The 26,322-nt window shown below is 60.5% G+C and carries 27 protein-coding genes; 8 read left to right on the forward strand and 19 right to left on the reverse strand.

Going from position 1 to position 26,322, the window contains the following annotated elements; translation table 11 throughout:
- Positions 1-2 precede the first annotated feature (2 nt).
- Genes IFT66_RS14410 through recF form a run of 3 tightly spaced genes read right to left on the reverse strand, consistent with a single transcriptional unit; the run spans position 3 to position 2,423 of the window.
- Positions 3-476, reverse strand: coding sequence for a GNAT family N-acetyltransferase (locus IFT66_RS14410; RefSeq protein WP_192078041.1), 474 nt, complete (start codon positions 474-476; stop codon positions 3-5).
- Positions 473-1,261, reverse strand: a complete 789-nt coding sequence (moeB, locus tag IFT66_RS14415; RefSeq protein WP_192078042.1) for a molybdopterin-synthase adenylyltransferase MoeB — start codon at positions 1,259-1,261, stop codon at positions 473-475. The genes IFT66_RS14410 and moeB overlap by 4 nt, the downstream gene beginning before the upstream one ends.
- Before the next feature lie 37 nt (positions 1,262-1,298).
- A complete protein-coding gene (gene recF / locus IFT66_RS14420; RefSeq protein ID WP_192078043.1) occupies positions 1,299-2,423 on the reverse strand; it encodes a DNA replication/repair protein RecF in 1,125 nt (374 codons plus the stop codon).
- 197 nt (positions 2,424-2,620) lie between these two features.
- Here recF and IFT66_RS14425 point away from each other — a divergent pair, with 197 nt between their 5' ends.
- The gene (locus IFT66_RS14425) at positions 2,621-2,827 is read left to right on the forward strand and encodes a SlyX family protein (protein ID WP_062454183.1); all 207 of its coding nucleotides are present in this window, start codon (positions 2,621-2,623) and stop codon (positions 2,825-2,827) included.
- A gap of 3 nt (positions 2,828-2,830) precedes the next feature.
- Here the strand turns inward: IFT66_RS14425 and IFT66_RS14430 are convergent, their stop codons facing one another.
- From IFT66_RS14430 to IFT66_RS14445, 4 genes are all read right to left on the reverse strand, one after another.
- A complete protein-coding gene (locus IFT66_RS14430) occupies positions 2,831-4,009 on the reverse strand; it encodes a low temperature requirement protein A (RefSeq protein WP_192078044.1) in 1,179 nt (392 codons plus the stop codon).
- 155 nt (positions 4,010-4,164) lie between these two features.
- Entirely contained in the window at positions 4,165-5,301 is a 1,137-nt protein-coding gene (dnaJ, locus tag IFT66_RS14435; protein ID WP_062454181.1) for a molecular chaperone DnaJ, read from the reverse strand.
- A 94-nt stretch (positions 5,302-5,395) separates the two neighbouring features.
- On the reverse strand, positions 5,396-7,297 hold the full coding sequence (dnaK, locus tag IFT66_RS14440) for a molecular chaperone DnaK (RefSeq protein ID WP_062578609.1): 1,902 nt from the start codon (positions 7,295-7,297) through the stop codon (positions 5,396-5,398).
- Positions 7,298-7,491: 194 nt separating this feature from the next.
- Positions 7,492-10,053 (reverse strand): transglycosylase domain-containing protein, encoded by a 2,562-nt coding sequence (locus IFT66_RS14445; RefSeq protein WP_192078045.1) that lies wholly within the window; start codon positions 10,051-10,053, stop codon positions 7,492-7,494.
- Positions 10,054-10,293: 240 nt separating this feature from the next.
- Here IFT66_RS14445 and IFT66_RS14450 point away from each other — a divergent pair, with 240 nt between their 5' ends.
- The 5 genes from IFT66_RS14450 to IFT66_RS14470 all read left to right on the forward strand — a co-directional run bounded on the left by IFT66_RS14450 (position 10,294) and on the right by IFT66_RS14470 (position 12,112).
- Entirely contained in the window at positions 10,294-10,497 is a 204-nt protein-coding gene (locus IFT66_RS14450; RefSeq protein WP_062454178.1) for a hypothetical protein, read from the forward strand.
- Positions 10,498-10,608: 111 nt separating this feature from the next.
- Positions 10,609-10,851, forward strand: a complete 243-nt coding sequence (locus IFT66_RS14455; protein ID WP_062454177.1) for a hypothetical protein — start codon at positions 10,609-10,611, stop codon at positions 10,849-10,851.
- Between the two features lie 104 nt (positions 10,852-10,955).
- The gene (locus tag IFT66_RS14460; RefSeq protein WP_062454176.1) at positions 10,956-11,153 is read left to right on the forward strand and encodes a hypothetical protein; all 198 of its coding nucleotides are present in this window, start codon (positions 10,956-10,958) and stop codon (positions 11,151-11,153) included.
- Between the two features lie 276 nt (positions 11,154-11,429).
- The gene (locus IFT66_RS14465; RefSeq protein ID WP_062454175.1) at positions 11,430-11,642 is read left to right on the forward strand and encodes a hypothetical protein; all 213 of its coding nucleotides are present in this window, start codon (positions 11,430-11,432) and stop codon (positions 11,640-11,642) included.
- 95 nt (positions 11,643-11,737) lie between these two features.
- Positions 11,738-12,112, forward strand: a complete 375-nt coding sequence (locus IFT66_RS14470) for a hypothetical protein (RefSeq protein WP_139283901.1) — start codon at positions 11,738-11,740, stop codon at positions 12,110-12,112.
- 15 nt (positions 12,113-12,127) lie between these two features.
- Here the strand turns inward: IFT66_RS14470 and IFT66_RS14475 are convergent, their stop codons facing one another.
- Positions 12,128-12,607: a YbaK/EbsC family protein gene (locus IFT66_RS14475; protein WP_113166876.1), complete on the reverse strand. Its 480-nt coding sequence runs from the start codon at positions 12,605-12,607 to the stop codon at positions 12,128-12,130.
- Positions 12,608-13,157: 550 nt separating this feature from the next.
- Here IFT66_RS14475 and IFT66_RS14480 point away from each other — a divergent pair.
- Positions 13,158-13,367, forward strand: coding sequence for a cold-shock protein (locus IFT66_RS14480; RefSeq protein WP_062454173.1), 210 nt, complete (start codon positions 13,158-13,160; stop codon positions 13,365-13,367).
- Positions 13,368-13,670: 303 nt separating this feature from the next.
- On the opposite strand, the gene IFT66_RS14485 is transcribed toward IFT66_RS14480, so the two are convergent.
- From IFT66_RS14485 to IFT66_RS14495, 3 genes are all read right to left on the reverse strand, one after another.
- On the reverse strand, positions 13,671-15,059 hold the full coding sequence (locus IFT66_RS14485; protein ID WP_192078046.1) for a dipeptidase: 1,389 nt from the start codon (positions 15,057-15,059) through the stop codon (positions 13,671-13,673).
- A 174-nt stretch (positions 15,060-15,233) separates the two neighbouring features.
- Positions 15,234-15,665, reverse strand: coding sequence for a MarR family winged helix-turn-helix transcriptional regulator (locus IFT66_RS14490; RefSeq protein WP_062454171.1), 432 nt, complete (start codon positions 15,663-15,665; stop codon positions 15,234-15,236).
- Between the two features lie 248 nt (positions 15,666-15,913).
- Positions 15,914-16,126 carry a hypothetical protein gene (locus tag IFT66_RS14495; RefSeq protein WP_192078294.1) on the reverse strand — a complete coding sequence of 71 codons (213 nt, stop codon included), beginning with the start codon at positions 16,124-16,126 and terminating at the stop codon, positions 15,914-15,916.
- Here IFT66_RS14495 and polA point away from each other — a divergent pair.
- Positions 16,064-19,054, forward strand: coding sequence for a DNA polymerase I (gene polA, locus IFT66_RS14500; protein WP_192078047.1), 2,991 nt, complete (start codon positions 16,064-16,066; stop codon positions 19,052-19,054). The two genes, IFT66_RS14495 and polA, sit on opposite strands and share 63 nt — an antisense overlap.
- Before the next feature lie 10 nt (positions 19,055-19,064).
- Here polA and IFT66_RS14505 read toward each other — a convergent pair whose 3' ends face one another.
- The 8 genes from IFT66_RS14505 to phnC all read right to left on the reverse strand — a co-directional run bounded on the left by IFT66_RS14505 (position 19,065) and on the right by phnC (position 26,282).
- Positions 19,065-19,367 (reverse strand): hypothetical protein, encoded by a 303-nt coding sequence (locus IFT66_RS14505; RefSeq protein WP_192078048.1) that lies wholly within the window; start codon positions 19,365-19,367, stop codon positions 19,065-19,067.
- Positions 19,368-19,447: 80 nt separating this feature from the next.
- Complete coding sequence (gene phnN, locus IFT66_RS14510; RefSeq protein WP_192078049.1) at positions 19,448-20,041, reverse strand: phosphonate metabolism protein/1,5-bisphosphokinase (PRPP-forming) PhnN; 594 nt, start codon at positions 20,039-20,041, stop codon at positions 19,448-19,450.
- Positions 20,041-21,180, reverse strand: a complete 1,140-nt coding sequence (locus tag IFT66_RS14515) for an alpha-D-ribose 1-methylphosphonate 5-triphosphate diphosphatase (RefSeq protein WP_192078050.1) — start codon at positions 21,178-21,180, stop codon at positions 20,041-20,043. Before IFT66_RS14515 ends, phnN begins: the two co-directional genes overlap by 1 nt.
- Positions 21,177-21,890, reverse strand: a complete 714-nt coding sequence (locus IFT66_RS14520) for a DUF1045 domain-containing protein (RefSeq protein WP_192078051.1) — start codon at positions 21,888-21,890, stop codon at positions 21,177-21,179. Before IFT66_RS14520 ends, IFT66_RS14515 begins: the two co-directional genes overlap by 4 nt.
- Before the next feature lie 114 nt (positions 21,891-22,004).
- Positions 22,005-23,357: a phosphonate ABC transporter, permease protein PhnE gene (gene phnE, locus IFT66_RS14525; RefSeq protein ID WP_192078052.1), complete on the reverse strand. Its 1,353-nt coding sequence runs from the start codon at positions 23,355-23,357 to the stop codon at positions 22,005-22,007.
- The gene (phnE, locus tag IFT66_RS14530) at positions 23,357-24,277 is read right to left on the reverse strand and encodes a phosphonate ABC transporter, permease protein PhnE (RefSeq protein WP_192078279.1); all 921 of its coding nucleotides are present in this window, start codon (positions 24,275-24,277) and stop codon (positions 23,357-23,359) included. The genes phnE (IFT66_RS14525) and phnE (IFT66_RS14530) overlap by 1 nt, the downstream gene beginning before the upstream one ends.
- Before the next feature lie 162 nt (positions 24,278-24,439).
- On the reverse strand, positions 24,440-25,345 hold the full coding sequence (gene phnD / locus IFT66_RS14535) for a phosphonate ABC transporter substrate-binding protein (RefSeq protein ID WP_062578625.1): 906 nt from the start codon (positions 25,343-25,345) through the stop codon (positions 24,440-24,442).
- Positions 25,346-25,427: 82 nt separating this feature from the next.
- On the reverse strand, positions 25,428-26,282 hold the full coding sequence (phnC, locus tag IFT66_RS14540) for a phosphonate ABC transporter ATP-binding protein (RefSeq protein ID WP_192078053.1): 855 nt from the start codon (positions 26,280-26,282) through the stop codon (positions 25,428-25,430).
- Positions 26,283-26,322: the final 40 nt, after the last annotated feature.

Below are 26,322 nucleotides of genomic sequence, written 5' to 3' on the forward strand. Positions count from 1 at the left end.
TCTTACGCGAGCGGCTTCCGCATTTCGATCGATGTCGTTCTGGCATAGCCCGCATGGGCGTTCTCGGCCGTTCTGACGAAGCCCCACTTCTCGAAGGTCGCGTGGTTGCCGGTAAGCTCGATGCGCGTCTCCAGCCTCAGCGCAGGCAGGCCGTGTTGCCGCGCGATATCCTCCGCCACCGAAAGCAGCCTCCGGCCGAGACCTCTGTTCTGAAAAGCAGGCGATATCGCCAGCTTGCCCACATAGAGACATCCGTGTTCAGGCTTCAGAAACACGCAACCTGCAAGCTTTCCGTCTTCCTCCGCGACGATCGCAGTTTCGTCTCGCGCCTTTTGCACGAGCGAGGCGGGCGTCAGCCGGTGGGCTGAGGAGGGCGGATCGATCACGCCGTCCATGTAGGCGAAGGATGACAGGATGAGCGTCAGCAGGTCTTCCCAGCGGGTGAAACTCTCGTCGATGCGAACGATCTCGGTCATTCCGCCGCCGTCCGTGTCGCACGGCGCTTGTACTTGATCACATCGAACCGGGTTGCCAGCGCATCGTAGAGCAACAGGCGTCTAACCAGCGGTTCGCCAATCCCTGTCACCAACTTGATCGCTTCCATTGCCATCAGCGTCCCGATCACGCCGGTGAGCGCACCAACCACGCCAGTCTCCGCGCAGGCGGGGATGAGGCCTTCCGGCGGCTGCTCGGGGAAGAGGTCGCGGTAGGTGGGGTTGAGCTCTCCGTCCTCGCCGGCCTCGTAGGGTTTCAGCACCGTCACCGATCCGTCGAAGCGCCCGACCGCACCCGTCACCAATGGGATACGCGCCTTCTCCGCGGCGTCCGCTGCTGCATAGCGCGTGTCGAAATTGTCCGAGCCGTCGATCAGCAGGCGAAAACGGGAGAGATGCATCTGAGCCCATTCGGCGGAGAAGCGCTCCTCGAAATCCATCACCCGCGTATTCGGGTTCAACCGGGCGATCGCTTGCCTTGCACTTCGTGTCTTCATCTCGCCGATCGTGCCGGTATCGTGGATCACCTGTCGCTGCAGGTTGGAGAGCGAAACGCGGTCGTCGTCGACGATGCCGATCGTGCCAACGCCGGCCGCTGCGAGATATTCGAGAATGGGCGCGCCAAGACCGCCCGCACCGATCACCAGCACACGTGCGCTCTTGAGCTTCTGCTGGCCCTGACCGCCGATCTCCGGCAGCAGGATATGGCGGCGATAGCGCTCGATTTCATCTGGGCGGAGCGTGTCCGAATTCTGGTTTTCCATCATGGGATCATAGCACCGCAGAAATCGAGTGTAAGCAGGTTCAGCGGGTTATGCCGCCATGGGAAACTGTCAGGAACTGCGCCCGATCGGCAAGCGCTGCAAACATGTGGCGATCGGTGCCGGTCATGAAGGCTTGCCCGCCCAGTCCATGCACGAGATCGAACAATGTCGCGCGCCGTCCCTCGTCCAGATGTGCTGCAATTTCGTCCAGAAGCAGGATCGGCGCATGGCCAGTCATATCCGCCGTCAGGCGGGCATGGGCAAGCACGAGCCCGATCAGCAGGGCTTTCTGCTCCCCGGTCGAACAGCGCGAAGCCTCGATGTCCTTCTCGCGGTGACGAACGGTTAGGTCGACACGGTGCGGACCATCCAGTGTTCGTCCCGCTGCAGCGTCGCGGCCACGCCCTGACGCGAGCATGGCGAGATATTCATCTTCGAGGTCCGCCGCGGGCCGATCCATGGCACCGTCCAGAAACCCTTCCAGCGAAAGCTCTGGCGTCGGAAACGGCGTGTCGCCGAGATTGGCAGACAGCGTCTTCAGCAGTCCCAGCATCTCGTGCCGGGCAGCCGCCATGGATATACCGAGACCCGCCATCTGCGCCTCGATTGCGGAAAGCCACGCAGGGTCGAACCGGCCTTCGGACAGCAACCGGTTGCGGCTGCGCATGGCACGTTCGAAATCGCCCGCCCGCCGGCCGTGACCTGCATCGAGCGAGAGAACCAGTCGGTCGAGAAAGCGGCGGCGGTCGGCCGAGGGGCCGGTAAACAGGCCGTCCATCGCCGGCGTCAGCCACAGGGCACGAAGATGGTCCGAAAGTTCTTCGGTCGATTTTGCCGGCGTGCCGTTGATCCGGAGCTTACGGCTGACACCGTCGCCGTCTTTCGCTTCGATGCCGGTGCCGAGCGAAACCTCGCCTTCCATCCCGTCCACATCCGCAAAGACGCTGAAGCCTGCGGCAGCACCGACGCGCGTCACATCGCTCAGCACGGCGCGGCGCAGGCCACGGCCGGGAGACAGGAAGGACACGGCTTCGAGAAGGTTGGTCTTGCCTGCACCGTTCTCGCCGGTCAGGACGACATGCCGGCCGTCGAGATCGAGCGAAGCCTGGGTGTAATTCCGGAAGTCGGTCAGCTTCAGCCGGGAAAGAGAAGTCTTTTGCGCCATCTTGTATCGCGTTGTTTCCACGTAGGAGCTAAGGACTTCGCGCCAAGAAGGCAAGCGCAGGTCTGTAACTGACATCACCCTTAGCGAGTTGCAGGCCGTGCCCGCCGTTTTCTTCCCGCTCCAAACGCTGTAGTCTCGGAGAAAGCCTCAGCCGGAAGGATCCGGCGACGGCCCGAAATCGAGTGCGAGTGAATAGTGTGACCGACGACGATAGAATTTTGAAGCTGGAGGAATTGGCGGCGCATCAGGCCAAGGTCATCGAGGAATTGTCCGACCAGCTTGCCGAACAGTGGAAGGTCGTCGAGCAGACACGCTCGAAGCTCGACCGGCTGACCGTACGCTTTCTGTCCCTCGAGGAAACCTCGCTGGAAGCGCCGGCCAACACCAGGCCGCCACACTACTGACCGTCACGCGGCGGCGCGGGCAAAGCGCCTCAGGGCCACATATTCCCAGATTGCGACGGCAAGAAGCGAACCCGTCGCAAGCATCTGGATGTGGACGGTTGTCAGGCTCGCAACAAGCAGAAAGCAGGTAACAAGGACGGCAATGCCGGCACAATGCGACCATGGCACATGCTTTGTCGAATGCGTCTTTACCCAGATCATGCCGCTTAAGAACAGGATCGGACCGCCTAGAAGCGCGAAAGCCTGAGCAAGCGTTGCATGCTCGTGCGCATGCGACAGGGCGAAGTCTTCACCGACTGCAGTAAGGATGATGCCAGCGATAATCGGCAGATGACCGTAGGTGAAAAGATGATTCGCGGTCGCCTGCGGCTCTGAACTTTCTTCCGCCTTGTCGGCTGCCTTTTCCTGCCCGTCATGGAAGTAGATCCACCACATCAGCACGGTCGAAAGGAAAGCTACAAACAGCACGAGGGGCGTCAAGCTGCTTTCCAGATGACTGGACGCATTCTTGCCCGTGGTGAGGATCGTTTCTCCAAGCGCGATGATGACGAATAGCGCGCAGCGTTCGGCCATATGCTCGCCGTTGATGTCAAGCGTTTCCGCCGGTGCGGCACCTAGCCCGGGCACCCGGTAGCGCAGGATCGGGGCGATATATTCGATCGCCAGCGCAGCGATCCAGAAATACACCCGGACGGACTGTTCACTGAGGCCGCCGGCGATCCACAAAGCGCTTGAAACCGAAAGCCAGACGGTAATCCGCTGGAAGGTGACATAGGAGGCCCGATCGGCGTGTCGGAAGGCGTAGAGCGCAAACAGCGATCGAATGATCTGCATGGCCGAATAGGCGAGCGCGAAGGTCAGGCCCATGTCCTGAAACGCCCTCGGCAGGGCAATTGCCAGAATGACGCCGAGAAACATCAGGCCGAACAGCAGGATCCGCACCGGCTCTATTTCGGCATCGAGAAGATTGGTGACCCAGGTCGTGTGGATCCAGACCCACCAGAGCGCGAAGATGAAAATCAGCGCTTCGGCGGCGATCCCGAGTGAGAAATCCGCGGCCAGCGTTTCCGACAACTGGATGAAGGCGAAGACGAAGACCAGGTCGAAGAACAGTTCCGGGAAGTTGGCCTTGGTCGCCTGCTTGTCGTCTTTGCGAAGCCAGTAGTGTTTACCGTCCGTCATGTCTGGTCTCGATTGTTTCAGTCCCGCAACTACAGAGCGGGATTGTTCAGCTCTATAATAATGGCTGGGCAGATTGCGGTGTCTATAAGGGTTTTAACGAAGAAAAACGCCGGCGCAGGGCCGGCGTTTTGCAATCTTCGTCTTTGCGACAGCCATCAGGTGTCGAAGAATTCCTTCATCCGGGCAAAGAAGCCCGTCGATTCCGGATTGTTCTCCTTGGACGAGATGTCCTCGAACTCCTGCAGCAGCTCGCGCTGGCGCTTGGTCAGCTTCTGCGGCGTCTCGATCTGGATCTGGATGTAGAGGTCACCCGTCTGTGAAGACCGCAACACCGGCATTCCCTTGCCCTTGAGGCGGAACTGCTTGCCGGCCTGTGTGCCCTCAGGAACGGTCACACGTGACTTCGATCCATCCAGCGTCCCGACATCGAACGTGCCGCCAAGCGCTGCCGTTGTCATGGAGATCGGCACGGCGCAGTAGAGATCGGCGCCATCACGCTGGAAGAACTCGTGCGGTCGGACCGACAGGAAGATGTAGAGATCCCCGGTTGGGCCACCGCGCGCACCGGCTTCGCCTTCGCCCTGCAGGCGAATGCGCGTGCCGTCTTCGATGCCCGATGGAATGTTTACGGACAGCGAACGCTCTTCGGTGACGCGACCCTGGCCGTGGCACTTGGTGCACGGATCGGTGATGGTCTGTCCGCGGCCATGACAGGTCGGGCAGGTCCGCTCAACCGAGAAGAAGCCCTGGGATGCACGGACGCGCCCGGACCCTTGGCAGGTGCCGCAGGTCTTCGGCTGGGTGCCAGGCTTGGCGCCCGAACCCGAACAGACGTCACAGGTGATCGAGGACGGAACCCGGATCTGCGCCGTCTTGCCGGCATAGGCCTCGTCGAGGGTGATCTCCATATTGTAGCGAAGATCGGCGCCACGTTCGCGACCGCCGGAGGACCGGCGCGCACGGCCGCCGCCCATCATGTCGCCGAAAATGTCTTCGAAAATGTCGGAGAAGCCACCTGCTCCCGCGCCGCCGGAGAAGCCGCCACCGCCGCCGCCCATGCCACCCTGTTCGAAGGCAGCATGACCGAAGCGATCATAGGCCGCGCGCTTCTGGGGATCCTTCAGCGTCTCGTAAGCTTCGCCGATCTCCTTGAATTTCTTCTCAGCTTCCGCATCGCCGGGGTTCTTGTCGGGATGGTATTTCATCGCAAGCTTACGGAAGGCGCTTTTCAGCTCCTTCTCGTCAGCGGATTTGCCGACACCCAGCGTTTCGTAAAAATCTGCTTTAGCCATAAGCGGTAACCGGCTCCAGAAAGGGTTCCGGCTGCACGATGGCAGCCGGATATCTTAGTCGACTATCTAGCGGTATCCGTCAACGGAGCCAGACTTAGGCCGACTTCTTGTCGTCCTTGATTTCCTCGTAGTCGGCATCGACGACACCGTCGTCCTTGCCGGCTTCGGCAGCGCCACCATCAGCCTGCTGGGCCTCATAGATGGCCTGACCAAGCTTCATGGATGTTTCCATGAGGGTCTGGGTCTTCGCCTGGATATCGTCTGCATCAGGCTCGGGAGCCTCGACAGAAGCCTTGAGCGCGGCAATGGCATCCTCGATCGCCTTGCGGTCGGTCTCGGTTACCTTGTCGCCGTATTCAGCCAGCGACTTCTCGCTGGAGTGAATGAGGCTTTCGGCCTGATTCTTGGCTTCCACACCGGCACGACGCTTCTTGTCGGTTTCGGCGTTCGCCTCGGCGTCCTTGACCATCTTCTCGATGTCGGCGTCGGACAGACCACCAGATGCCTGGATGCGGATCTGCTGTTCCTTGCCGGTACCCTTGTCCTTGGCCGAAACCTGGACGATGCCGTTGGCGTCGATGTCGAACGTGACTTCGATCTGCGGCATGCCGCGCGGAGCCGGCGGCAGACCGACGAGGTCGAACTGACCGAGCAGCTTGTTGTCCTGCGCCATTTCACGCTCGCCCTGCGAAACGCGGATCGTCACGGCCGACTGGTTATCGTCGGCGGTCGAGAAGGTCTGCGACTTCTTCGTCGGGATCGTCGTGTTGCGGTCGATCAGGCGGGTAAAGACGCCACCGAGCGTTTCGATGCCGAGCGACAGCGGGGTCACGTCGAGAAGGAGAACGTCCTTGACGTCGCCCTGCAGAACGCCGCCCTGGATCGCGGCGCCCATGGCAACCACCTCATCCGGGTTGACGCCCTTGTGCGGCTCCTTGCCGAACAGCTGCTTGACGACTTCCTGTACCTTCGGCATGCGGCTCATGCCGCCGACCAGAACGACTTCGTCGATTTCAGCGGCAGTCACGCCGGCATCCTTTAAGGCTGCCTTGCACGGTGCGACAGTGCGCTGGACGAGATCGTCGACCAGGCTTTCGAACTTCGAGCGGGTCAGCTTCAAGGTCAGGTGCTTCGGACCGGAAGCATCGGCCGTGATGAACGGCAGGTTGATTTCGGTCTGCTGCGACGACGACAGTTCGATCTTTGCCTTCTCGGATGCCTCCTTGAGGCGCTGCAGAGCGAGCTTGTCGTTCTTCAGGTCGATGCCGTTTTCCTTCTTGAACTCGTTTGCGAGATATTCGACGAGACGCATGTCGAAGTCTTCACCACCGAGGAAGGTGTCGCCGTTGGTCGACTTCACTTCGAAGACGCCATCGCCGATTTCGAGAACCGAGATATCGAACGTGCCGCCGCCCAAGTCGTAAACGGCAATCGTCTTGCCTTCCTTCTTGTCGAGGCCGTAGGCAAGTGCTGCAGCCGTCGGCTCGTTGATGATGCGCAGAACTTCAAGACCCGAAATGCGGCCGGCATCCTTGGTTGCCTGGCGCTGGGCATCGTTGAAGTATGCGGGAACCGTGATGACCGCCTGCGTGACCTTCTCGCCGAGATAGGCTTCTGCGGTTTCCTTCATCTTCTGAAGGATCATCGCCGAGATCTGGGCAGGAGAGTAGGCCTTGTCCTGGGCCTTCACCCAAGCGTCGCCGTTGTCGCCCTTGACGATGTCGAAGGGTACGAGGCCCTTGTCCTTCTCAACGGTCGGGTCTTCGTAGCGGCGGCCGATAAGGCGCTTCACTGCGAAAAGCGTATTGGTTGGGTTGGTTACAGCCTGGCGCTTGGCCGGCTGACCGACGAGACGTTCGCCGTCGTCAGAAAATGCGACCATGGACGGCGTCGTGCGCGCGCCTTCCGCATTCTCGATGACTTTGGAATCCTTGCCGTCCATGATGGCGACGCAGGAGTTGGTAGTGCCAAGGTCGATGCCAATTACTTTTGCCATATCTTCTCTCTCCTTTAAGCGAACTGTCGGAACCCCGTGAAAGGCATTCCTTTGACAGTTCCTCGACTGGGAATTTTCGCAGCACCGGCTGCTGTCATGCGGGGTATATAAGGACGGGTTTTTCGGACTGCAAGGCGGGAATTCGCCTGCATTCACGCAAAAAAATGCAATTTTCCTTCTGTCTTTCTAACGGGCTACTGGCCCATGAGGATATCGTACAGCGTCGTGCGACGCGTTTCCTGCGGCTGGTAGACTTGTCCGACGTCCGAAGGCGGCATCGGGCGGCCGCCGACATCGCCGGGCGGCACCGGTGCCTGGCTATCGTAAGGGGCACGATATTCGCGGTAATCCCTGTATTCTCCGGGTTGCGCCCGGTTGGCAGAACCGCCTTCGCGATACTGTCGCGGCGGCGGTCTGTTGTCATAAACCGTCCCGGTGTTGCAGACCGCGTTGTCACCATAGGCGCAATCGGGCTGGCCCGGTGGGGCAGGCTGGACTTGCTGGCGCGTTGCGGGCGGAGGCCTGCGCGCCGGCTGTTCAAGAGAGGCTTCTCCACGAGGTTCCGCCTGCTGGACCGGCGCACGCGGAGCTGGCGGAAAATTGTCGGGCGCAGGCGCTTCACGCTGATCGCTCGCCCCCGGTATGATGCCGGAAATGATGTCGCCAATCGATGTCGATGGCGATTGTTCTTCCTCAACGGGCGGTGGCAGCTGAAGACCGCTGTTGAATCCGAACAGCGGCGTCGGGGTATAGCCCTTCATTGCCACCGTCATGTATTCCTTCCAGGCTTTTGCGGGCAGGCCGCCACCCGTCACCTTTTTCATGAAGGCGCCGTCGTCGTTGCCGAACCAGATCCCTGTCGTCATGATGCTGGTATAACCGACAAACAGCGCATCGCGGAACGACTGGGTCGTCCCGGACTTGCCGGCAACCTGCCAGCCGTCGAGGCGCGCGGCCCGCCCGGTGCCGTCACGGACGACGCCCGACATCATGCTGTTCATGGCAGCGGCAACCGGCGCGCTGAGAACACGCGGCGGGTTGGTGTAGTCGGCCTCATAGAGAACCTTGCCGTCCGTATCCGCGATCCGCTTCACGATATAAGGCGTCGCCTTGTAGCCGCCGTTCATGAAGGCCGCATAGGACGAGGTGAGCTCCGTCAGCGAGACTTCCGATGTCCCGAGCGCGATCGAGGCGTTCGGCTGGATGTCGGAATCGACGCCGAGCCGATGCGCCATCGACACGACCTTTTCAGGTCCCACCGCCATCACCAGTTGAGCGGCGACGGTGTTGAGCGAATGAGCCATCGCATAGGAAAGCGGAACCGGCCCCTTGTATTCCTTTTCGTAATTCTCCGGCGTCCAGTTGCCGATCCGGACAGGCGCGTCGTTGACGATCGTGTCCGGATTGTAGCCCGCTTCGAGAGCCGAGGCATAGACGAACGGCTTGAACGCCGAGCCTGGCTGGCGCTTGGCCTTGACGGCCCGGTTGAACTGGCTCTGCGCATAATCGCGGCCGCCCACCATTGCGCGGATGGCGCCAGTCGCATCGACGGACACAAGCGCCGCCTGCGAGGCGTTCAGCTTGCCGCCTTCCTTGGTCAGCACATCTTTCAAAGCCTTTTCGGCGGCTTCCTCAAGACGCAGATCGACGGTGGTCTCGACGACGACATCGACCTTCGGCTCCCCGATCAGACGCTTGACCTCATCGACCACCATGTCTGCGGCATAGTGCTGGGCGCCGTTCCAGGAGCTCTTGGCGTTGGAAGGAGGCTGCGCCATCGCGGTCTTGAGGTCGCTGTCAGTGATGTAGCCTTCTTCTCGCATCGTGCCGAGAACGACCTGTGCCCTCTCTTCGGCCGCTTTCGGATCTCTGGCAGGCGAAAGCCGCGAGGGCGCCTTCAAGAGACCCGCAAGCGTTGCCGCCTCGCCGAGGTTGACGTCCCGTGCCGACTTGTTGAAGTAGCGACGCGAAGCGGCCTCGACACCATAGGCGTTCGCGCCGAAGTACACCCGGTTGAGGTACATCGCCAGGATCTGGTCCTTGGTGAATTTCGTCTCCAGCCAGAAGGACAAGAGCACTTCCTGGATCTTGCGCTCGAACGTGCGGTCCGGGGATAGGAACAGGTTCTTGGCAAGCTGCTGGGTGATCGTCGAACCGCCCTGGATCGGCTGGCCTGTCAGGTTGTTGACGAAGGCGCGCGCCAGACCCAGCGGATCGACGCCGAAATGGGAATAGAAGCGCCGGTCCTCGATCGACATGACGGCCTGGGGCAGGTAGGGCGACATGTCTTCCAGCGCCAGCGCCTCGCCACCAGTCGTGCCGCGGTTGGCGATGACCGACCCATCGGTCGCGGTGATCTTCATGTTTGGCGGACGGTCTGGAATGGTCCAGCTGCTGGCAGACGGCATCTGCGCGCCGTAGTAGAGAACAAGTCCACCGATGCCGATCGCTGCCCAGATCGACAGGACGACGCACCAGTAAACCAGTCGTTTCAGGGGCGCGAAGAAGCCACCATTGTCGCCACCGCGATTTGACGATGCCTTGCGCGAAGACCTGTCGCGGTCGTTGGACGGGTCGGACTGCTTGCGTGTCTTGCGGGGCGGGAGATCGTCGTACTCGTCATCGGCCTTCTGCGCACGCCGGGTGGAGCGTCCATTGCCAATGATGCGGTCGTCCGCGTCGAGACGGAAGTCATCTTTGTCCTGCGATCCGCCAAAAGACGGTTCGACGCGTTTGTCCGATTTTCTGGCTGCCATGATGAGCCGGCATATCCCCGTTACGCGCATCCTGAATGCGCTGTTCTCACAAATTGTCGCCCGAGTTATCTCGCTGCAGTGTAAATGCGGCGATTTAAGGAGATGTAAAATCCGATCGGACGCTATTTAATATGAGTGCCGCCTAAAAAAGGCTGGATTTCTACGTAAAACAGTTGCTTTCTATATACGGTAATTTGCCTGTCGGATCGGTTTGAGTTCCACCTTGGAGGAGGGGAGTGCATGAACAGGATCGTTGAGGCTGTGGTCATCAATGGCGACCGGCGTGTTCCGGTCGGTCTCGTTAGCGTCAAGCAGGCGCTCGAGATGCCACATAACGGTGTCTTTTCCAGCGGCATGTTTGAATTCAGTCATCCGGCCTATGAGGCTGGAAAGACCGATGTGTTTCTGACGCGAGAGGCGCTGTCGAAGTTGCAGCTCATGTAGAAGCTCGGTGGCCTTGCCCGCAAACCCGCTACGGCGGCGCTGCATGCCCAGTCGCGTCTTGCGGACGGAACTTCATTCGGGCCCGTGGATTGTCTTCAAAAGGAGATGACCATGGCGAGAAAACCACTCAATGTCGGCTTCACCGGTGATATCGACCCTGAAACGGGCGTCGTTGAAAAAGCAAAATCCACAGCCGCGAAGGTGAAGGACGAAGCGGGAATGGTCGCAGCGCATGCTGTGGATCACCCGGCCGCTACTGCATCCGTTGCCGCATCCATCGGCGTGGCGGCATTTCTACTCGGTTATCTGCTAGGCGTTTCGTCCCGGCCCCACGACAGGCAACGCTGGCTTTGACCTGCGATCCGCGTCCAGCGCTAGCCCTGCCCGATGAGCGGACCGGAACAATCATTGGTTATAGCCGTTTCCTCTAGACCTACCCGGAGACAAAGGAGGCATTCATGCCGAATCGTGACCCATTGCCAACTCCCGGCGTCGAGACTCCCCGTGGTCCCGTGGGGACTGGCGGAGTGCCCGACCGCACGCAGGAAAAGCCGCCGCTGACCCCGACGCAGGATCCGGGGGATACGAAAAACCCGCAGGATCCCACATTGGAGCCGGCTCTGATGCCGACGGGAGACCCGGCAGGCGCTGCCTGATTCGTGGTCCGAAGAAATTGATGATCTACGCCTTCCGGTGACAAGCGCGCCGGGCGGCGTGGCTCGCGATAAGGGTGTGGCTATTGTTAATAACCCCCTAAATTGCACCCGTGCGATCTTGTTATTGCTATTCAATTAGTCAGATCTCACACTGCCGGCTGCATCCACTCGTTTCCTTCGCTGAGGTTTGGAGGCTGCAAGCGGATAAGTCTTTTAGCCTGATCGCGGCTCCCAGGGGTATGGGGAGGAGCCTCGCCATCCGCACGTGAGGGGCAAATGCCAAGTCAGCTTATCCGCAAGCCGGTCAGTTCCGGCCAGCTCAACCTATTGCAGCAAGTCTTCGACGAGACCTGCTCCGAGCACCACATCGATAAAAGCAGTCCAGATGCAGAAGCACTGGCGCTCATTCTCGTCAACTCGCTTCAAAAGGGCGCCGACGAAAAAGAGAAACTGGCTGCATTGGCGGAAACTCTCGCCAAGGCGCGGTAGATTCCGGGTCGAACAGACATTCGGGCCATTCAAGGAACATATCCTGTCTTCGAAAGTTGACCGTGCTCTCGATCAACAACAGACAGGAGGCCAAAATGGCAGAATCCGTAAAGAGCCTGAAGCCAACCGAATCCCAGTCGCCATCCTTCGATCATGTGCCGAGCGAAAATTCGGCATTTAATTCCGAGATCGCCAGCCTCAAGTCCGAGATCGCCAATTTGCGTGATCTGTTGGCAGAAAAAGGCAGCGTTGCTTATGACCGCGTTGCAAGCCGCGCGTCCGATGCCGCAAGCTACGTTTCGGAAGAAGCAAATTCCGTGGCCGCCACTGTCCGCGAGCATCCTGCAGCAACCACGACCCTGATCACCCTGATTGGCGGTATCGGCTTTGCGATCGGCTATCTCGTCGCCAACGCGTCCGTCGACAGCAAGCAGGCCTGGTATCAGCGTTACATCAACGACCGCTTCTAAGAATACCTTATCCGTCTAGCCGGCCGAACTATCCGTTCGGCTGGCGCAGTCGATCCAGAAGGCCTTGGTGAGTTCTGCAAGTCGTTCCGGGTCTATCCTGATCGCAGCATTCGTTGCTCCAGCTGCAGGCACGACCTCAGGGTAATCCCTTAGCGAAAGGTCGCAATAGACCTGGAGCTCAGTCGCAAGACCAAACGGGCACACCCCTCCGATCGGATGGCCAGTTGCTGCCATGACCTCATCGCCGGACAGCATCCGCGGTTTGGCGCTGAAGACCGACCTGAACTTCTTATTGTCGATGCGACTGTTTCCCGACATTACGACCAACAGCATGACGTCGCCCGCTCGCAGGCAGATTGTCTTCGCGATCTGGTCAGGATCGACGCCATGCGCGAGTGCTGCAAGCGGAACGGTCGCCGAACTCTGTTCGGTCTCGATGATCTCGATGTCAGGCGCGTGGGTCGCGAAAAAGCTGCGTACGGATTCAAGGCTCATGGGTGCAGCATGACGGAAGCGCATCCAGCGGGCAAGTCTCGCGAGGCATGCGATTCTTGCAATGCTGCGGTGCGAAATTACGTCTGTTTTTTGTGCGTTTCCGCTGTATGTTTAAATCATCGACGGACGCACTCCTCCTCCCAGCGTCCCCGATGGGGCCGGCAACACTCCTCCTCCCAGTTGTTGGCCAGTTTCAGAAGCCCGACGCACCTCCTCCCGCGTCGGGCTTTTCTGTTTTCTGAGGGGCTGGAGCGATGAGATATCGGAAGCGCCTGAAGCTCTCGAAAAGGCCCGCAACTCCAAGAACTTGCGTCGATACAGCGGATACAGGGCACCACGATCGCGTCTGGATCGATCGATTTGCGCCCGGTCCTGCAGGCTTGACGCCAAAACGGCCAGACCTTAAATCCTCTGCATCGATATTTGTTTGACAAGCCAGCACGTGGCTAAACTGCCCCGCCTGCGACGATCTTTCTTCAAATACGAAACACAAACGCCCCGGGAAATTCCGAACGGGGCAGTCGGTCATTTGCAAGAGAAAGGCATCGTTATGGCGACTGGTACTGTAAAATGGTTCAACGCAACCAAGGGCTACGGCTTCATCACCCCTGACGACGGTGGCAAGGACGTTTTCGTTCACGTCACCGCAGTCGAGCGCGCAGGCCTCGGCCAGCTGCAGGACGGTCAGAAGATCGGCTTCGAACTGACGACCGACCGCCGTTCCGGCAAGGAATCGGCTGACAGCCTCCGCGCCGTCTAAGATACTCGTTTCATTTATTCATGAAGGCCGGTCATCGACCGGCCTTTTTGCGTTCCGACGATGCGTTTAGAGCAAGGCACAGAGCGCCGTTAACCAAATATTAACCAATTCGCGAGACGATGAACATTAGAGCCAATGTCGTCGACGGCGGCTGTTTCGCATTGCATGCCCATAAGAGTGACCACGGATGTACTGGCACTTGTGATTGGGATCAGAAAGGTCGGGCTAGCCCGACCTTTTTCGTTTCGTATGAGCTGGACGTGTATCGGCAAAGGCGCTGTCTGCTGCGCCCCGCCGATGCCCTCACTTTGCGAGGGCCGTGATGATCCGGACCCAGGACCTGATCCCCTTGTGGTAGGACTTCAGGTCATACTTCTCGTTCGGCGAGTGGATCCGGTCGTCATTGAGTCCGAAGCCGACCAGCAGACTATCCATTCCGAGCATCTTCTGGAAATCGCCGACGATCGGAATGGAGCCGCCCATGCCGATGATGACGGCTGGATTTGCCCATTCGTCCGAAAGTGCACTCTTGGCCTTGGTCAAGGCCGGTGAGTCGTAGGAAAGCTGGATCGCAGGCGAGCCACCATGCGGGTGGAACTCGACGTCGCAGTCCGCCGGGATCTTGGATGTCACATAGGCGCGGAACGCGTCGCGGATCTTGTCGGGGTCCTGCGTGCCGACGAGGCGGAACGAGATCTTTGCCGAAGCCTTGGCCGCAATGACGGTCTTGAAGCCGTCGCCAGTGTAACCGCCCCAGATCCCGTTGACCTCGCAGGTCGGTCGGGCCCAGGTCATTTCCAGAACCGAACGGCCCTTTTCCCCGGCCGGCTCTGAGAGCCCGATTTCGCCGAGGAACTTTTCGGCCGAGCGACCAAGCGTCTCCCAGCTTGCCTTGATGTTTTCAGGCGTTTCCTCGACGCCGTCGTAGAAACCCTCAAGGGTGATACGGCCCGTGTCGTCGCGAAGGCCGGCGATGATGCCGGTGAGAATGTGGATCGGGTTTGCGGCAGCACCGCCGTAAAGGCCGGAATGCAGGTCGCGGTCGGCAGCGGTGACAGTGATCTCTTCGCCGACCAGTCCGCGAAGGGCGGCAGCGATTGCCGGTGTGTCGGTGTCCCACATGCCCGTATCGCAGACCAGGGCGAAGTCGGCCTTGAGCTCTTCGGCATTGGCTTCGAGGAAAGGCTTCAGCGACGGCGAACCGGATTCTTCCTCGCCCTCAAACAGGATGGTGATGCGGATCGGCAGCGCGCCATGCACGTCCTTGTAGGCGCGGCAGGCTTCAACGAAGGTCAGCAGCTGGCCCTTGTCGTCGGATGTCCCGCGTCCGGTCATGATCTTGCGGCCACCCGGGAGCTCCTTCAGCTTCGGATCGAAGGGATCATCTTCCCAGAGCTCGATCGGATCGACCGGCTGCACGTCGTAGTGACCGTAGAACAGAACGTGCGGCGCATCCGGCGTTGCTCCCGCGTGATGACCGACCACCATCGGATGACCGGGGGTGTCGCGCAATGATGCTTCAAAGCCCAGCGTCGTCAATTCCTCGACAAGCCACTCAGCAGCTTTGCGGCAATCGTCCTTGAAGGCCGGATCAGTCGAGATGGACTTGATGCGCACGAGATCGAACATCCGATCGATGCTGGCGCTGAGGTTCTGATCGGCACGGTCAAGAACGGGGGAAAGTTCGGTCATAACAATATCCTGTGTGTGGATGCTCGGCGCCGCTGTAGACGTGGCTTGCGACGCTCGTTCCGGAAACTAGCAAGCCTTTATGTCACCGTACAATGGAAAAGGCTGATTGGTGCAGGACAACTAGCGGGCAGTAACGTCGACTGCAACCTTGCACTGACAAGTCTCTGGCGCCCCCTAGAGCTTGCGGGCGTTCTCCAGAATCATCCGCATGTATTCGATCATCAGATCACGCTCGAACCGCTTGAACCCGGAAAACAGGGCCGCGTCGGCTTCCGCGGCCGCCTCCACCGCACGGGCCTCCAGGCTGCGGCCAAGCGCCGTCAGGGTAATGATCTTTGCCCGCTTGTCGTCAGGATGGGGGATGCGCTCGATGAGACCGTCGCGCTGCATCCGCGCGAGCGTATTGGCGACCGTCGCCTGCTCCACCTCGAGCTTGTCCAGGAGTTGCTTCTGGGTAAGGCCATCCTGCTGCCAGAGTTCCAGGAGAACGGGAAACTGGCCCGGGGAAAAGCCGAGGCTGCTTGAGCGCTGTTGCAGGGATCGCGCAAAACCCTTCGCAAGCTGGTTGGCGAGATAGGTTGCGGAATGAGAGCGATCGAATGCCATGGCTTCGGTATCTTGCTTCCCGGTTGAAAGTCCAAACAGACCTTGCCTGGAAGGATATATCGCACGCCGTGCTTTCGCCAACCCTGCAACGCTTCGCTAGATGCTGTGAGCCGCAAACAAAAACCGCCACGACCGGGAGGGGAGCGGTCGTGGCGGCATGATAGAAGAACAAAGGCCCGGAGAGGGGGGTGAGCCTTTGTCCGGTCTGACGCGGCAGGGGGCAAGCCGGGTGCCAGACTGCGGCGTGATCAATCGCCGGTAAGCTTGAAATGTGCGGCGGAATGCGGCTTTTCAAGGGACTGGTCTATTACAAGTCGGTAACGTTGCGGTGAGCGTTCGGTGGCGCTGTCGGCGAACTTTTCGTGGACGCCGAAGATGCCTCGGGGTATTCCATCCCCATGAAAAAAGGCGATCATCTCTTCCTCATCGACGGCTCCGGTTTCATCTTCCGGGCGTTTCATGCATTGCCCCCGCTCACCCGCAAATCAGACGGGCTGCCGGTGGGCGCCGTGTCGGGGTTCTGCAACATGTTGTGGAAGCTTCTGACCGATGCGCGCGATACCTCGGTCGGCGTCACGCCGACGCATTTCGCCGTCATTTTCGACTATTCCTCGAAGACCTTCCGCAAGGAGATCTACGATGCGTACAAGGCCAACCGGTCCGCGCCGCCGGAAGAGCTCGTTCCGCAGTTCGGTCTGATCCGCCAGGCGACCCGCGCCTTCAACCTGCCCTGCATCGAGACGGAGGGGTTCGAGGCGGATGACATCATTGCCACCTATGCCCGACAGGCAGAAGCGACCGGCGCCGACGTCACGATCGTGTCCTCCGACAAGGACCTGATGCAGCTGGTGACGCCGATGGTCCACATGTACGACAGCATGAAGGACAAGCAGATCAGCGTGCCCGACGTCGTCGAAAAGTGGGGCGTAGCGCCTGAAAAGATGATCGATCTCCAGGCTCTGGTCGGCGATTCGGTCGACAACGTGCCGGGTATTCCGGGCATCGGGCCGAAGACGGCAGCGCAGCTTTTGGAAGAGTTCGGCGATCTCGAAACGCTTCTTTCCCGCGCCGGAGAGATCAAGCAGGTCAAGCGCCGCGAAAGCATCATCGCCTTTGCCGAGCAGGCGCGCCTGTCGAGGCGACTGGTGGAGCTGCGCACCGATGTTCCCCTGGAGCTCGAACTCGATGCGCTGGTTCTCGAACCCCAGAACGGACCAAAGCTGATCGGCTTCCTCAAGGCCATGAACTTCGGAACGTTGACGCGAAGGGTTGCCACAGCCTGCGGCTGCAACGCCGATGAAATAGAAGCGGCGGAGGTCGAGGTCGAATGGGGCGATGCCGCCCGCGGTCCAGACCTCGATGCGGGCGAGGCGGCGAAGGCCGACACGGGAGAGACCGCAGCCGCGGCGCCGGTCGAGCGAGCGGTTTCGACGGTCGCAAAGGTAACCGGCGAAGCGACGCCAGCCTCCTTTGCCGAAGCTCGTATCGCCGCATTCGGGCAGGCGAAGCTCGATATGGAAAACTATGTCACGATCCGCGATGTGGAAGTGCTTGATGACTGGATCCGCGCGGCGCGCGAGACCGGTTTCGTCGCCTTCGACACGGAGACGAACTCGCTCGACCCGATGCAGGCCGAACTTGTCGGCTTCTCGCTGGCGATCGCCGACAATGCTGATAGCCCGTCCGGGCTCGAAGTCCGCGCCGCCTATGTCCCGCTCACCCACAAGACCGGTGTCGGCGATCTCTTGGGCGGTGGTCTGGCCGAAAACCAGATGGCCAGCCGCGAAGCGCTGGATCGCCTGAAACCGCTGCTGGAAGATCCGACCGTCCTCAAGGTCGCGCAGAACCTCAAGTTCGATTACCTCGTCATGAAGCGGCACGGCATAACCGTCCAGGCCCATGACGATACGATGCTGATGTCCTACGTGCTGGAGGCCGGAAAGGCCAACCACGGCATGGACGCATTGTCCGAACGCTGGCTCAATCATAAGCCGATCGCTTTCAAGGATGTTGCCGGTTCCGGCAAGAGCGGGGTGACGTTCGATTACGTCGATATCGAGAAGGCGACTGCCTATGCGGCCGAGGACGCGGATGTCACGCTGCGTCTCTGGATGGTGTTGAAGCCGCAGCTCGCCGCAGCGGGCCTGACGCGCGTCTACGAACGGCTCGAACGACCGCTGGTCTCTGTTCTCGCCGATATGGAAGAACGCGGCATCACGATCGATCGGCAAATCCTGTCGCGCCTTTCCGGCGAGCTTGCGCAGAAGGCGGCGGCCTTCGAAGACGAGATCTATGCGCTCGCCGGCGAGAAATTCACCATCGGCTCTCCCAAGCAGCTCGGCGATATCCTGTTCGGCAAGATGGGCCTGCCCGGCGGCGCCAAGACCAAGACCGGCCAGTGGTCAACCTCGGCAAGCGTGCTGGAGGATCTGGCGGCAACCGGTCATGATCTGCCCCGCAAGATCGTCGACTGGCGCCAGCTGACAAAGCTGAAATCCACCTACACCGATGCGCTTCCAGGCTACGTCCATCCGCAGACCAAGCGCGTCCACACGTCCTATTCGCTGGCATCGACCACGACCGGGCGTCTTTCCTCGTCGGAACCCAATCTTCAGAACATCCCGGTCCGCAATGCCGAAGGCCGCAAGATCCGCACCGCATTCATCGCGACCCCCGGCCACAAGCTTCTCTCCGCGGATTACAGCCAGATCGAGCTGCGCGTCCTCGCCCACGTCGCCGACATTCCGCAGCTGCGTCAGGCCTTCGCGGATGGCATCGACATTCACGCGATGACCGCATCGGAAATGTTCGGCGTTCCCGTCGAGGGCATGTCGAGTGAGGTCCGTCGCCGCGCAAAGGCGATCAACTTCGGCATCATCTACGGAATTTCCGCTTTTGGTCTTGCCAACCAGCTGTCTATCGATCGCTCGGAAGCAGGCGATTACATCAAGCGGTATTTCGAGCGCTTTCCCGGTATCAAGGACTACATGGAGCAGACGAAGGCCTTTGCCCGTGAGCATGGCTATGTGGAAACGATCTTCGGCCGTCGCTCCCATTATCCCGATATCAAGTCGTCCAACCCGTCTATGCGCGCCTTCAATGAACGCGCTGCCATCAACGCCCCGATCCAGGGGTCGGCCGCTGATGTCATCCGCCGTGCGATGATCGGGATGGAGCCTGCCCTGAAGAAGGCCGGTCTCGACGAAAAGGTCCGCATGCTGCTGCAGGTGCATGACGAACTGATCTTCGAAGTCGAGGATGCGGCGATCGAAGAAGCGATCCCGCTGATCGTAGCGACTATGGAAGAGGCGACAATGCCGGCTGTCTCGATGCGGGTGCCGCTGGAGGTGGACGCGCGCGCCGCCGCGAACTGGGACGAGGCGCACTGATCTGGCTTGATCAGCCGTTGGGGTAAAGGGACAGAAGAGCTGTCGATAGCAGCTCGTCGGCGTATCGGTGCGCCGACTGGCTGCCTTCATCCGTCATGCCCAGTTCACGACAGCGGTGGTGGACGGTGTCGAGGATCAGGCTGGCAATGCCCTTGGCATGATCAACATTCGCGTTTTCGGAGGTATCCAACGCCATGGCGAGCGAGGTGATGGACACGATCTCGAGCACGGTCATCCGGGCTTCCAGATTGAGCCTTGCAGTTCCCGCAGCCTCCCCGTCGTCTAAGTCATCAAGCCTTCGCGTTTGGTCCATGCTGCGCCTCTTATGTTAGAAAGTCCACATAGAGGCAGAATCGGGACTGTAAAGTGCCCGTCGTGAAGATAGTCGCAAAATCACACGCGCCGGAAAAGACGTCGTTCCAGCGTGTCGATCAGTGTCTGGGCGGCTTCGCTCAGGGACCCGCTGTTGTCGATCGTTACGACCGAATAGTCGCCATCGACAGTGAGGGAGCCGCGCTCGAGACGCCGCAGGATGTCCTCGCGGCACTCCCGTCCCCGCGCTTCGAGCCGCGCGGCCAGCACGTCGCGCGAGGCAATGACGTTGATGACCAGCATGGCCGGATACGCTGATTGGAAGTGTGCAAGCGCCGAACGGGAGCCATTGGCGATGACCAGACGGCCATCTTCGACAGCATCGAGCGTATCCTTGGGAATGCCATAGGATAGCCCATGCGCATTCCAGGACACGGCAAAGCGTCCGGCTTTTTCCATCGCAGCGAACTCGTCCTCCGAGACGCCGTCGTGGTCCTCGCCGCCGGAAGCCGGGTCCCGGGTGATTGTGCGGCGGGCAAACACCACGTCGTCACGATCCGCAAAATGCCGCGCAGCCTCCGCCATCAGCGTGTCCTTGCCTGCACCGCTCGGTCCAACCACGACGACGATCACGCCGCTTTTGCCACTGTCGCTATCTGTCGGGCAGCCGTCCATCAGGCGACCCGCCGACCTTCGCGCCAGACGGCGCGCGCCACCGGCACACCCTCCGGACGATGGACCCGGACCAGATCGGCGCGCAGGCCGGTGGCGATCCGGCCGCGATCGTCGAGCCCGACGGTGCGGGCAGGCGTCGCACTCACCATGGCAATGGCCTTCGGAAGCGAAATGCTGTCGACGTCATCGGCCAGAATGAACGGCGCGTAGAGCAGGCTGAGTGGCACGTAGTCGGACGAAAGCACGTCGAGCACGTCTTTCTCAGCGAGATCGCGGGCGGCAATATTGCCGGAATGCGACTTGCCGCGCACGATATTGGGGGCGCCCATCAAAACGCTCATACCGGCCTGATGCGAGGCTTTGGCGGCATCGAGACTGGTCGGGAATTCGGCGAGCTTCACACCGTTGCCGATCGCCTCGTCCACATGCGCAAGCGTCGCGTCGTCATGGCTGGCGACCGTAATGCCGTTATCGGCGCAGACCTTTGCGATGGCGATGCGATGCGGCGTCGAATTGCGCTCGGACTCCTCGACGCGCTTGTCGATGAAGATCTTGAAGGCCTCGTCGGAAAGCCCGCGCTTCTTCTGATAGTAGAAGATGTACTGGTCCATTGTCTGGAACTGGCGCTGGCCAGGAGCGTGGTCCATCAGCGAAACGAGCCGGACATAAGGATCGTTGGCAAAATCGGCGAAGTGATCAAGCACATTGTCTGCCGAAACTTCGCAGCGAAGGTGGATCAGATGTTCGGACCGCAGGCGGCCCTGGCGCTCGGCGGCCTGGATGGCGTCGGCCATTGCCCGCATCTCGCCCTGCTCGAAGCCGCCATCCTCGTCCGAGCCCATCCGCAGGCAATCGAATACGGTGGTGATGCCAGAAGAAGCGATCTGTGCGTCATGCGCCTGGATTGCCGCTGTTGCGTTCCAGCGCACGCCCGGACGTGGCGAATAGTGCTGTTCCAGATGGTCGGTATGGAGTTCGACAAGCCCGGGGATCAGGTAATCGCCCTCGAAGTCCTCGCCAGCCTGTGCCGTGCCACTGGAGATGTCTGCGATCTTGCCGTCCCGGATCTGGATGGAGCCGGTCACGATGCTGTCCTCCAGCACGATACGGGCATTTGTGAATACGGTCTCGACGGTCATGGGGTCGTCTTTCTGATGTCGGAGGCGGGCGCTAAGGGCAGCCAGCGGTGAACTGTAAAATCTGCGCCCCGCTCGGGCTCTACGAAGAGCGCAATTCCGTTGATGGAGAGCGGTGCGTTGGTAAAATCTGCAAATCTGGTTTCAAGTGCCTTGCGCATCGCCGGCGCCTGTTCGGGCGGAACCTGTCCGGTCAGCGTCATGTGAAAGCGGAACTCGTCCATGACGTAGGGGTAGCCCCAGGTCATCAGGTTGCCGCGGTGTTCGGGTGAAAGGTTCTCCGGTTTGCGCCGGGCAATATCGGCATCCGAAAGCGGCGCGCGGAACGGCTCGAAATCTTGGACCACGCGGGCGGCAAAGGCCTGCAGTTCCGGATAGACCTGGTCAGGCACCAGAGCGAAGAAACGGCCGAGCTGGCCGATGACGGCATTCGGAATGTCGAAACCCGGTGTCGCCGCCGCAAACCTCTCGAAACCGTTGAGCAGTTCGGCCTCGCTGCGTCCTTCGGCAAGCTCGAACGGCGCCTTCAGCGTCGCATGAAAGGCGTAGCGCCGCGGATCGGCCGTCAGCGCGTGCACGTCCTCAGTGGAAATGCCTTCCACGACCGCCGTCTCGAAGCGCTCACCGCTGAAGGCATCGCGGCCGAGCCAACGGGAGGCGGTCTTCGTCAGCGGATGATCCGCTGCGGGCGAAAAGTAGAGAGCATATCGCAAGGCATGGTTCCGGAATCAGGAAAAGGGGCGATGTCCGAGACTAACCATCTGTCGCGCCTCGAGACAGCCTTCGGCTAAAAGATTTCCATGACAGAATGATGATGCGGCAACCTTTTAATGTGTCGGGCCACCGATCAGACGGGAGCGGATCGCGTTGGACACATTGTCGAACAGGAAGACCACCATCAGGATGAGCAGAACCATGTAGGCAACCTTGTCCCAGTCCGCATTGGTGCCCATCGCTTCGAGCAGCTTGAGGCCGATGCCGCCCGCACCGACGGCGCCGATAACAGTCGCCGAACGGGTGTTCGATTCCCAGAAATACAGCGACTGCGAGATGAACACCGGCAGCACCTGCGGCACGACGCCGAAGCGGTTGACGATGACGGAGGGCGCGCCGACCGATTTAACACCCTCGCGCTGCTTGTCGTCGACATTCTCGACGGCTTCCGAATAGACCTTGCCGAGCGCACCCGCATCCGTGAAGAAGATCGCCGCGATACCGGGGATCGGTCCGGGGCCGAAGGAGCGGGTGAAGAACAGCGCCCAGATCAGCATGTCGACGGAGCGCAGGAAGTCGAACAAGCGCTTCATGCCCCAGTTGGCGGCCCGGTTGCGGGTAATGTTGCGCGCCGCGATGAAGGCGAGCGGGAAGGCGAACAGCGTCCCGAGCAGCGTGCCGACAAAGGCCATGACCAGCGTCTGAAGCAGTTTCGACAGAATGTCCGCATGCTGCCAGACATTATTGCCAAGGAAGTCGTCGCGCATGTGGCCGATGTTCGAGCGTTCCGGATCCAGCCGCTCGCCGATCGTTGCAAGGTGTGCAAGCTCGCCCCAGCTCTTGCCCCAGAATGCCGACTTGGTGTCGAACAGGAAGTTTGCCCAACCAAGGAAGCGACGCTGCACATAGACTTGTGCCGGGCGGATTTCCGCCTGACCCTCAAAGCCGTAATCGACCAGCACCTTGGCTCCGTCTTGGCGGAGTGCCGAAGGCGCATCGGCTGGCGCCGTCGCTGCGTTGCTGTCGATGGTGACCGGATAGACCGTGCCGTTCAGATAGACATCGACCCGGCCCGGCGTCACATCCAGACGGTCTGCCTCACTGCCATAGGTCACGCGGTAGCCACCGCCTTCGGTTGGCTTCAGCCAAGAGATGTCGGAACCTTCGGCATACTGTCCACGGCTCGACCACTGCGGCTTGACGGTGCCGTCGTCCTGGAACCGCAGGCGCGGCTGGGCGCGCCAGGAATACCAGTCCTGGAGATAGAGCGATGCTCGGTCCCACTGGCCGTTCCTGAAGGCGGGACCGACATTGAAGGCCAAAAAGCAGGCAACCAGATAGGCGAGGATCAGTCCGGAGCCGATCACCAGTCCGTAGCGCTGCAGGAAGGACCGCTGAAACACCTGCGGATAGGTTTCGCGCAGGCGCTCTCTGTCAGATGCGTTGATTGCAGGTACCGATGGCATCAGGCTGCTCCCCTGCCAAGTTCGAAGGACTGCTGACCGATCAGCCGGCGGCGAAGCCAGGACGAGAACTGGTCGATGGCAATGACGCTGAAGAGCAGCAGAATGATGATCGCATAGGTCTTGGCTGCGTGATCGCGACCGATCGCCAGGCGAAACACCTCTCCGATACCGCCGCCACCGACCGCACCGATAATGGTCGAGGCGCGCACGTTTACCTCAGCGCGCAGCAGCGTGTAGGAGACGAAATTCGGAAGCACCTGCGGAACGATCGCGAAGCGCACGCGCTCCACCCAGGACGCACCGGCGGCCCGCAAACCCTCATCCGGCTTCATGTCCGAATTCTCGACCACCTCGAAGAACAGCTTTCCGAGTGCGCCGATCGTGTGGACGGTGATCGCGATGATCGCTGCGATCGGCCCGATCGACAGGATCGCCGTCAGAAGCCCGGCAATGACGATTTCCGGAAAGGCACGCAGGATTTCCATGAAGCGGCGAACGACGAAACGCACAGGCCCGGCGCCGACAAGATTGGTGGACGCGAAGAAGCAAAGCAGAAAAGCGATGGCGGAACCGATGATCGTCGAAACCAGCGCGATATTGATGGTGATGATCAGCTGGTAGAAGAAATTCGGGATGTAGAACGTGTCGGTAATATAGTGGCGATCGGCCGTGTAATCGTATTTCAGCGAGCCGTCGGCGTAAGGGGAGGGAAGGTCGAACATCGCCCGGATGATTTCCATCGGGCTGTCAGGCACGAAGCTGCGAATGAAATCGAACATATAGGGCAGGCGTTCGAAGAACTTGCCCGCATTGGCGTCATTGGCGAATTTCAGCGAGGCGAACAGCACGACCAGAAACACGCCAATCGTAACAGCGGTATAGACGCGGCGGGTTCGCAGCTGCTGCCGGTAATGCTGCATCATCAGCGATGCCGCCGGTCCTAGTCTGCTAGCGGTATCGCCGCCGAGATTTCCGCCGAGGTTTCCGGTCGTCTGTTTGCTGCTCGTCGCCATGCCCGTATCTCTCGTTGCAGAACGGCGGCACCTTCTGCAGATGCCGCCGCCAGGTCTTTTGAAGGATGATCAGCCGCCGATAACTGACTTACGGGCGTCGACGATCGTCTGGTAGAAGGCCGGATTGACTTCGATGTAGTCCTTGTTTTTGCCCTGGGTGAAGGACTGGAAGCAGGCGAGGTTCTTCTTCGGCAGTTCCATGAAGAAGGCCTTGACCTTGGCCTTCATGTCGGCCGGAACCTTGTTGGAGACCATCAGCGGACCGTTCGGGATCAGCGGCGACTTCCAGACCTGGACGATATCGTCCATGTCGAGGTTACCCTTGGCGACCATCTGGTGCAGGTTGCCGCCGCTATAACCTTCTTCCCACTTGCCAACGCCCGAACCGAAGGTCGTGCCGGCATCGAACTTCTTGTCGAGCACGGCGAGAACCAGGTTCTCGTGACCGCCGCCAAAGCCGGTTTCGGAGAAATACTGCTTGACCGGCATGCCGATTTCCTTCGGCAGCGCGACGTTCGGGACGAGATAGCCCGAGGTCGAATCCGGATCGGCGAAGCCGATCTTCTTGCCCTTCAGGTCGGCCAGCGTCTTGATGCCGCTGTCCTTGCGGGCAACCATGATCGAGTAGTAACCGCTGGAGCCGTCCGAACCCGTGTAGGTCAGGATCGGGTCAACGGCCTTGTCGTCCTTGAGCGCGATGGCTGCATAGGAAGCCGCACCCATCGAAGCAATGTCGATCGTGCCGCCGAGCAGGCCTTGGATAACGCCGTTATAGTTCGGCGACGGGAACAGCTTCACTTCGGATACGCCGGTCGCAGCCTTCAGGCCATCGGCAACACACTGGGTGTTGCGGATCTGGTCGGCTTCGTTTTCCGAGCCGTCGAGACCGATGCGCAGAACCTTTACGTCCTGGGCAAGGGCGGAACCGGCGAGCAGGCTGAGCGTCGCGGCAGCAAGCAGAGTTTTTCTGAACATGGTGATCTCCTGTTTCCGGATCATCCGGAGTTGGGTCGTGAAGCAACGCGCCCTTAACGTGGGCAGACGATCTGGATGCGGCTCAGGCCCTGGCGCTTGCCAGGCTGCCTATTCCGGCCGATTGCTTGGCCGCAGCCGCAGTGGCCGCGGGATTGTTGATGCTGGTCGAGGTCATCGTCTCGTCGATGCCGGCACCGTCGCGGTCCGATCCGTAGATCTCGCTGACGGCCTGCGCGTTCAGCTGCGACGGCGTGCCGTCGAAGACGACGCGGCCGCCGGCCATCCCGATGATCCGCTCGCAATAGGCGCGGGCCGTATCGAGCGTGTGCAGGTTGGTGATGACGGTAATGCCCTCGCGCTCGTTGATGTCGCGCAGCGCGTCCATGACGATCTTGGCGTTGAGCGGGTCGAGAGAGGCGATCGGCTCATCGGCCAGAAGCATTTTTGGGGCCTGCATCAGGGCGCGGGCGATGGCCACGCGCTGCTGCTGTCCGCCGGAAAGCGTGCCGGCGCGCTGCATGGCCGTCTGCTCGATACCGAGACGCTCGAGAGCGGCGATCGCAGCCATCCGCTCGTCGTCGGTAAAGATGTTGAGAAGGCTCATGATGGTGGATCGGTGGTTCAACCGGCCAAGCATCACGTTGGTCATGACGTCGAGACGTGGCACGAGATTGAACTGCTGGAAGATCATCGCGCAATCGCGCTGCCAGTTGCGCAAGCCGGCGCCCTTGAGAGCGGAAACCTCGAGATCGCCAAATCGGATGGAACCGGAGCTCGGCTCCTGCAGGCGGTTGATCATGCGCAGGAGGGTCGATTTGCCGGCGCCGGAGCGACCGATGACGCCGACCATCTGACCTTGAGGTATCTCCACGCTGACGGCGTTGACTGCGATATGATCGCCGAAACGTCGGGTGACATTCCTCAATTCAAACTTCATGTTTTTCAATCCGTCCCATTGCCTGGTGAGGATCGGATTA

Source organism: Rhizobium sp. CFBP 13726 (assembly GCF_014841925.1).
GTDB lineage: Bacteria > Pseudomonadota > Alphaproteobacteria > Rhizobiales > Rhizobiaceae > Neorhizobium > Neorhizobium soli.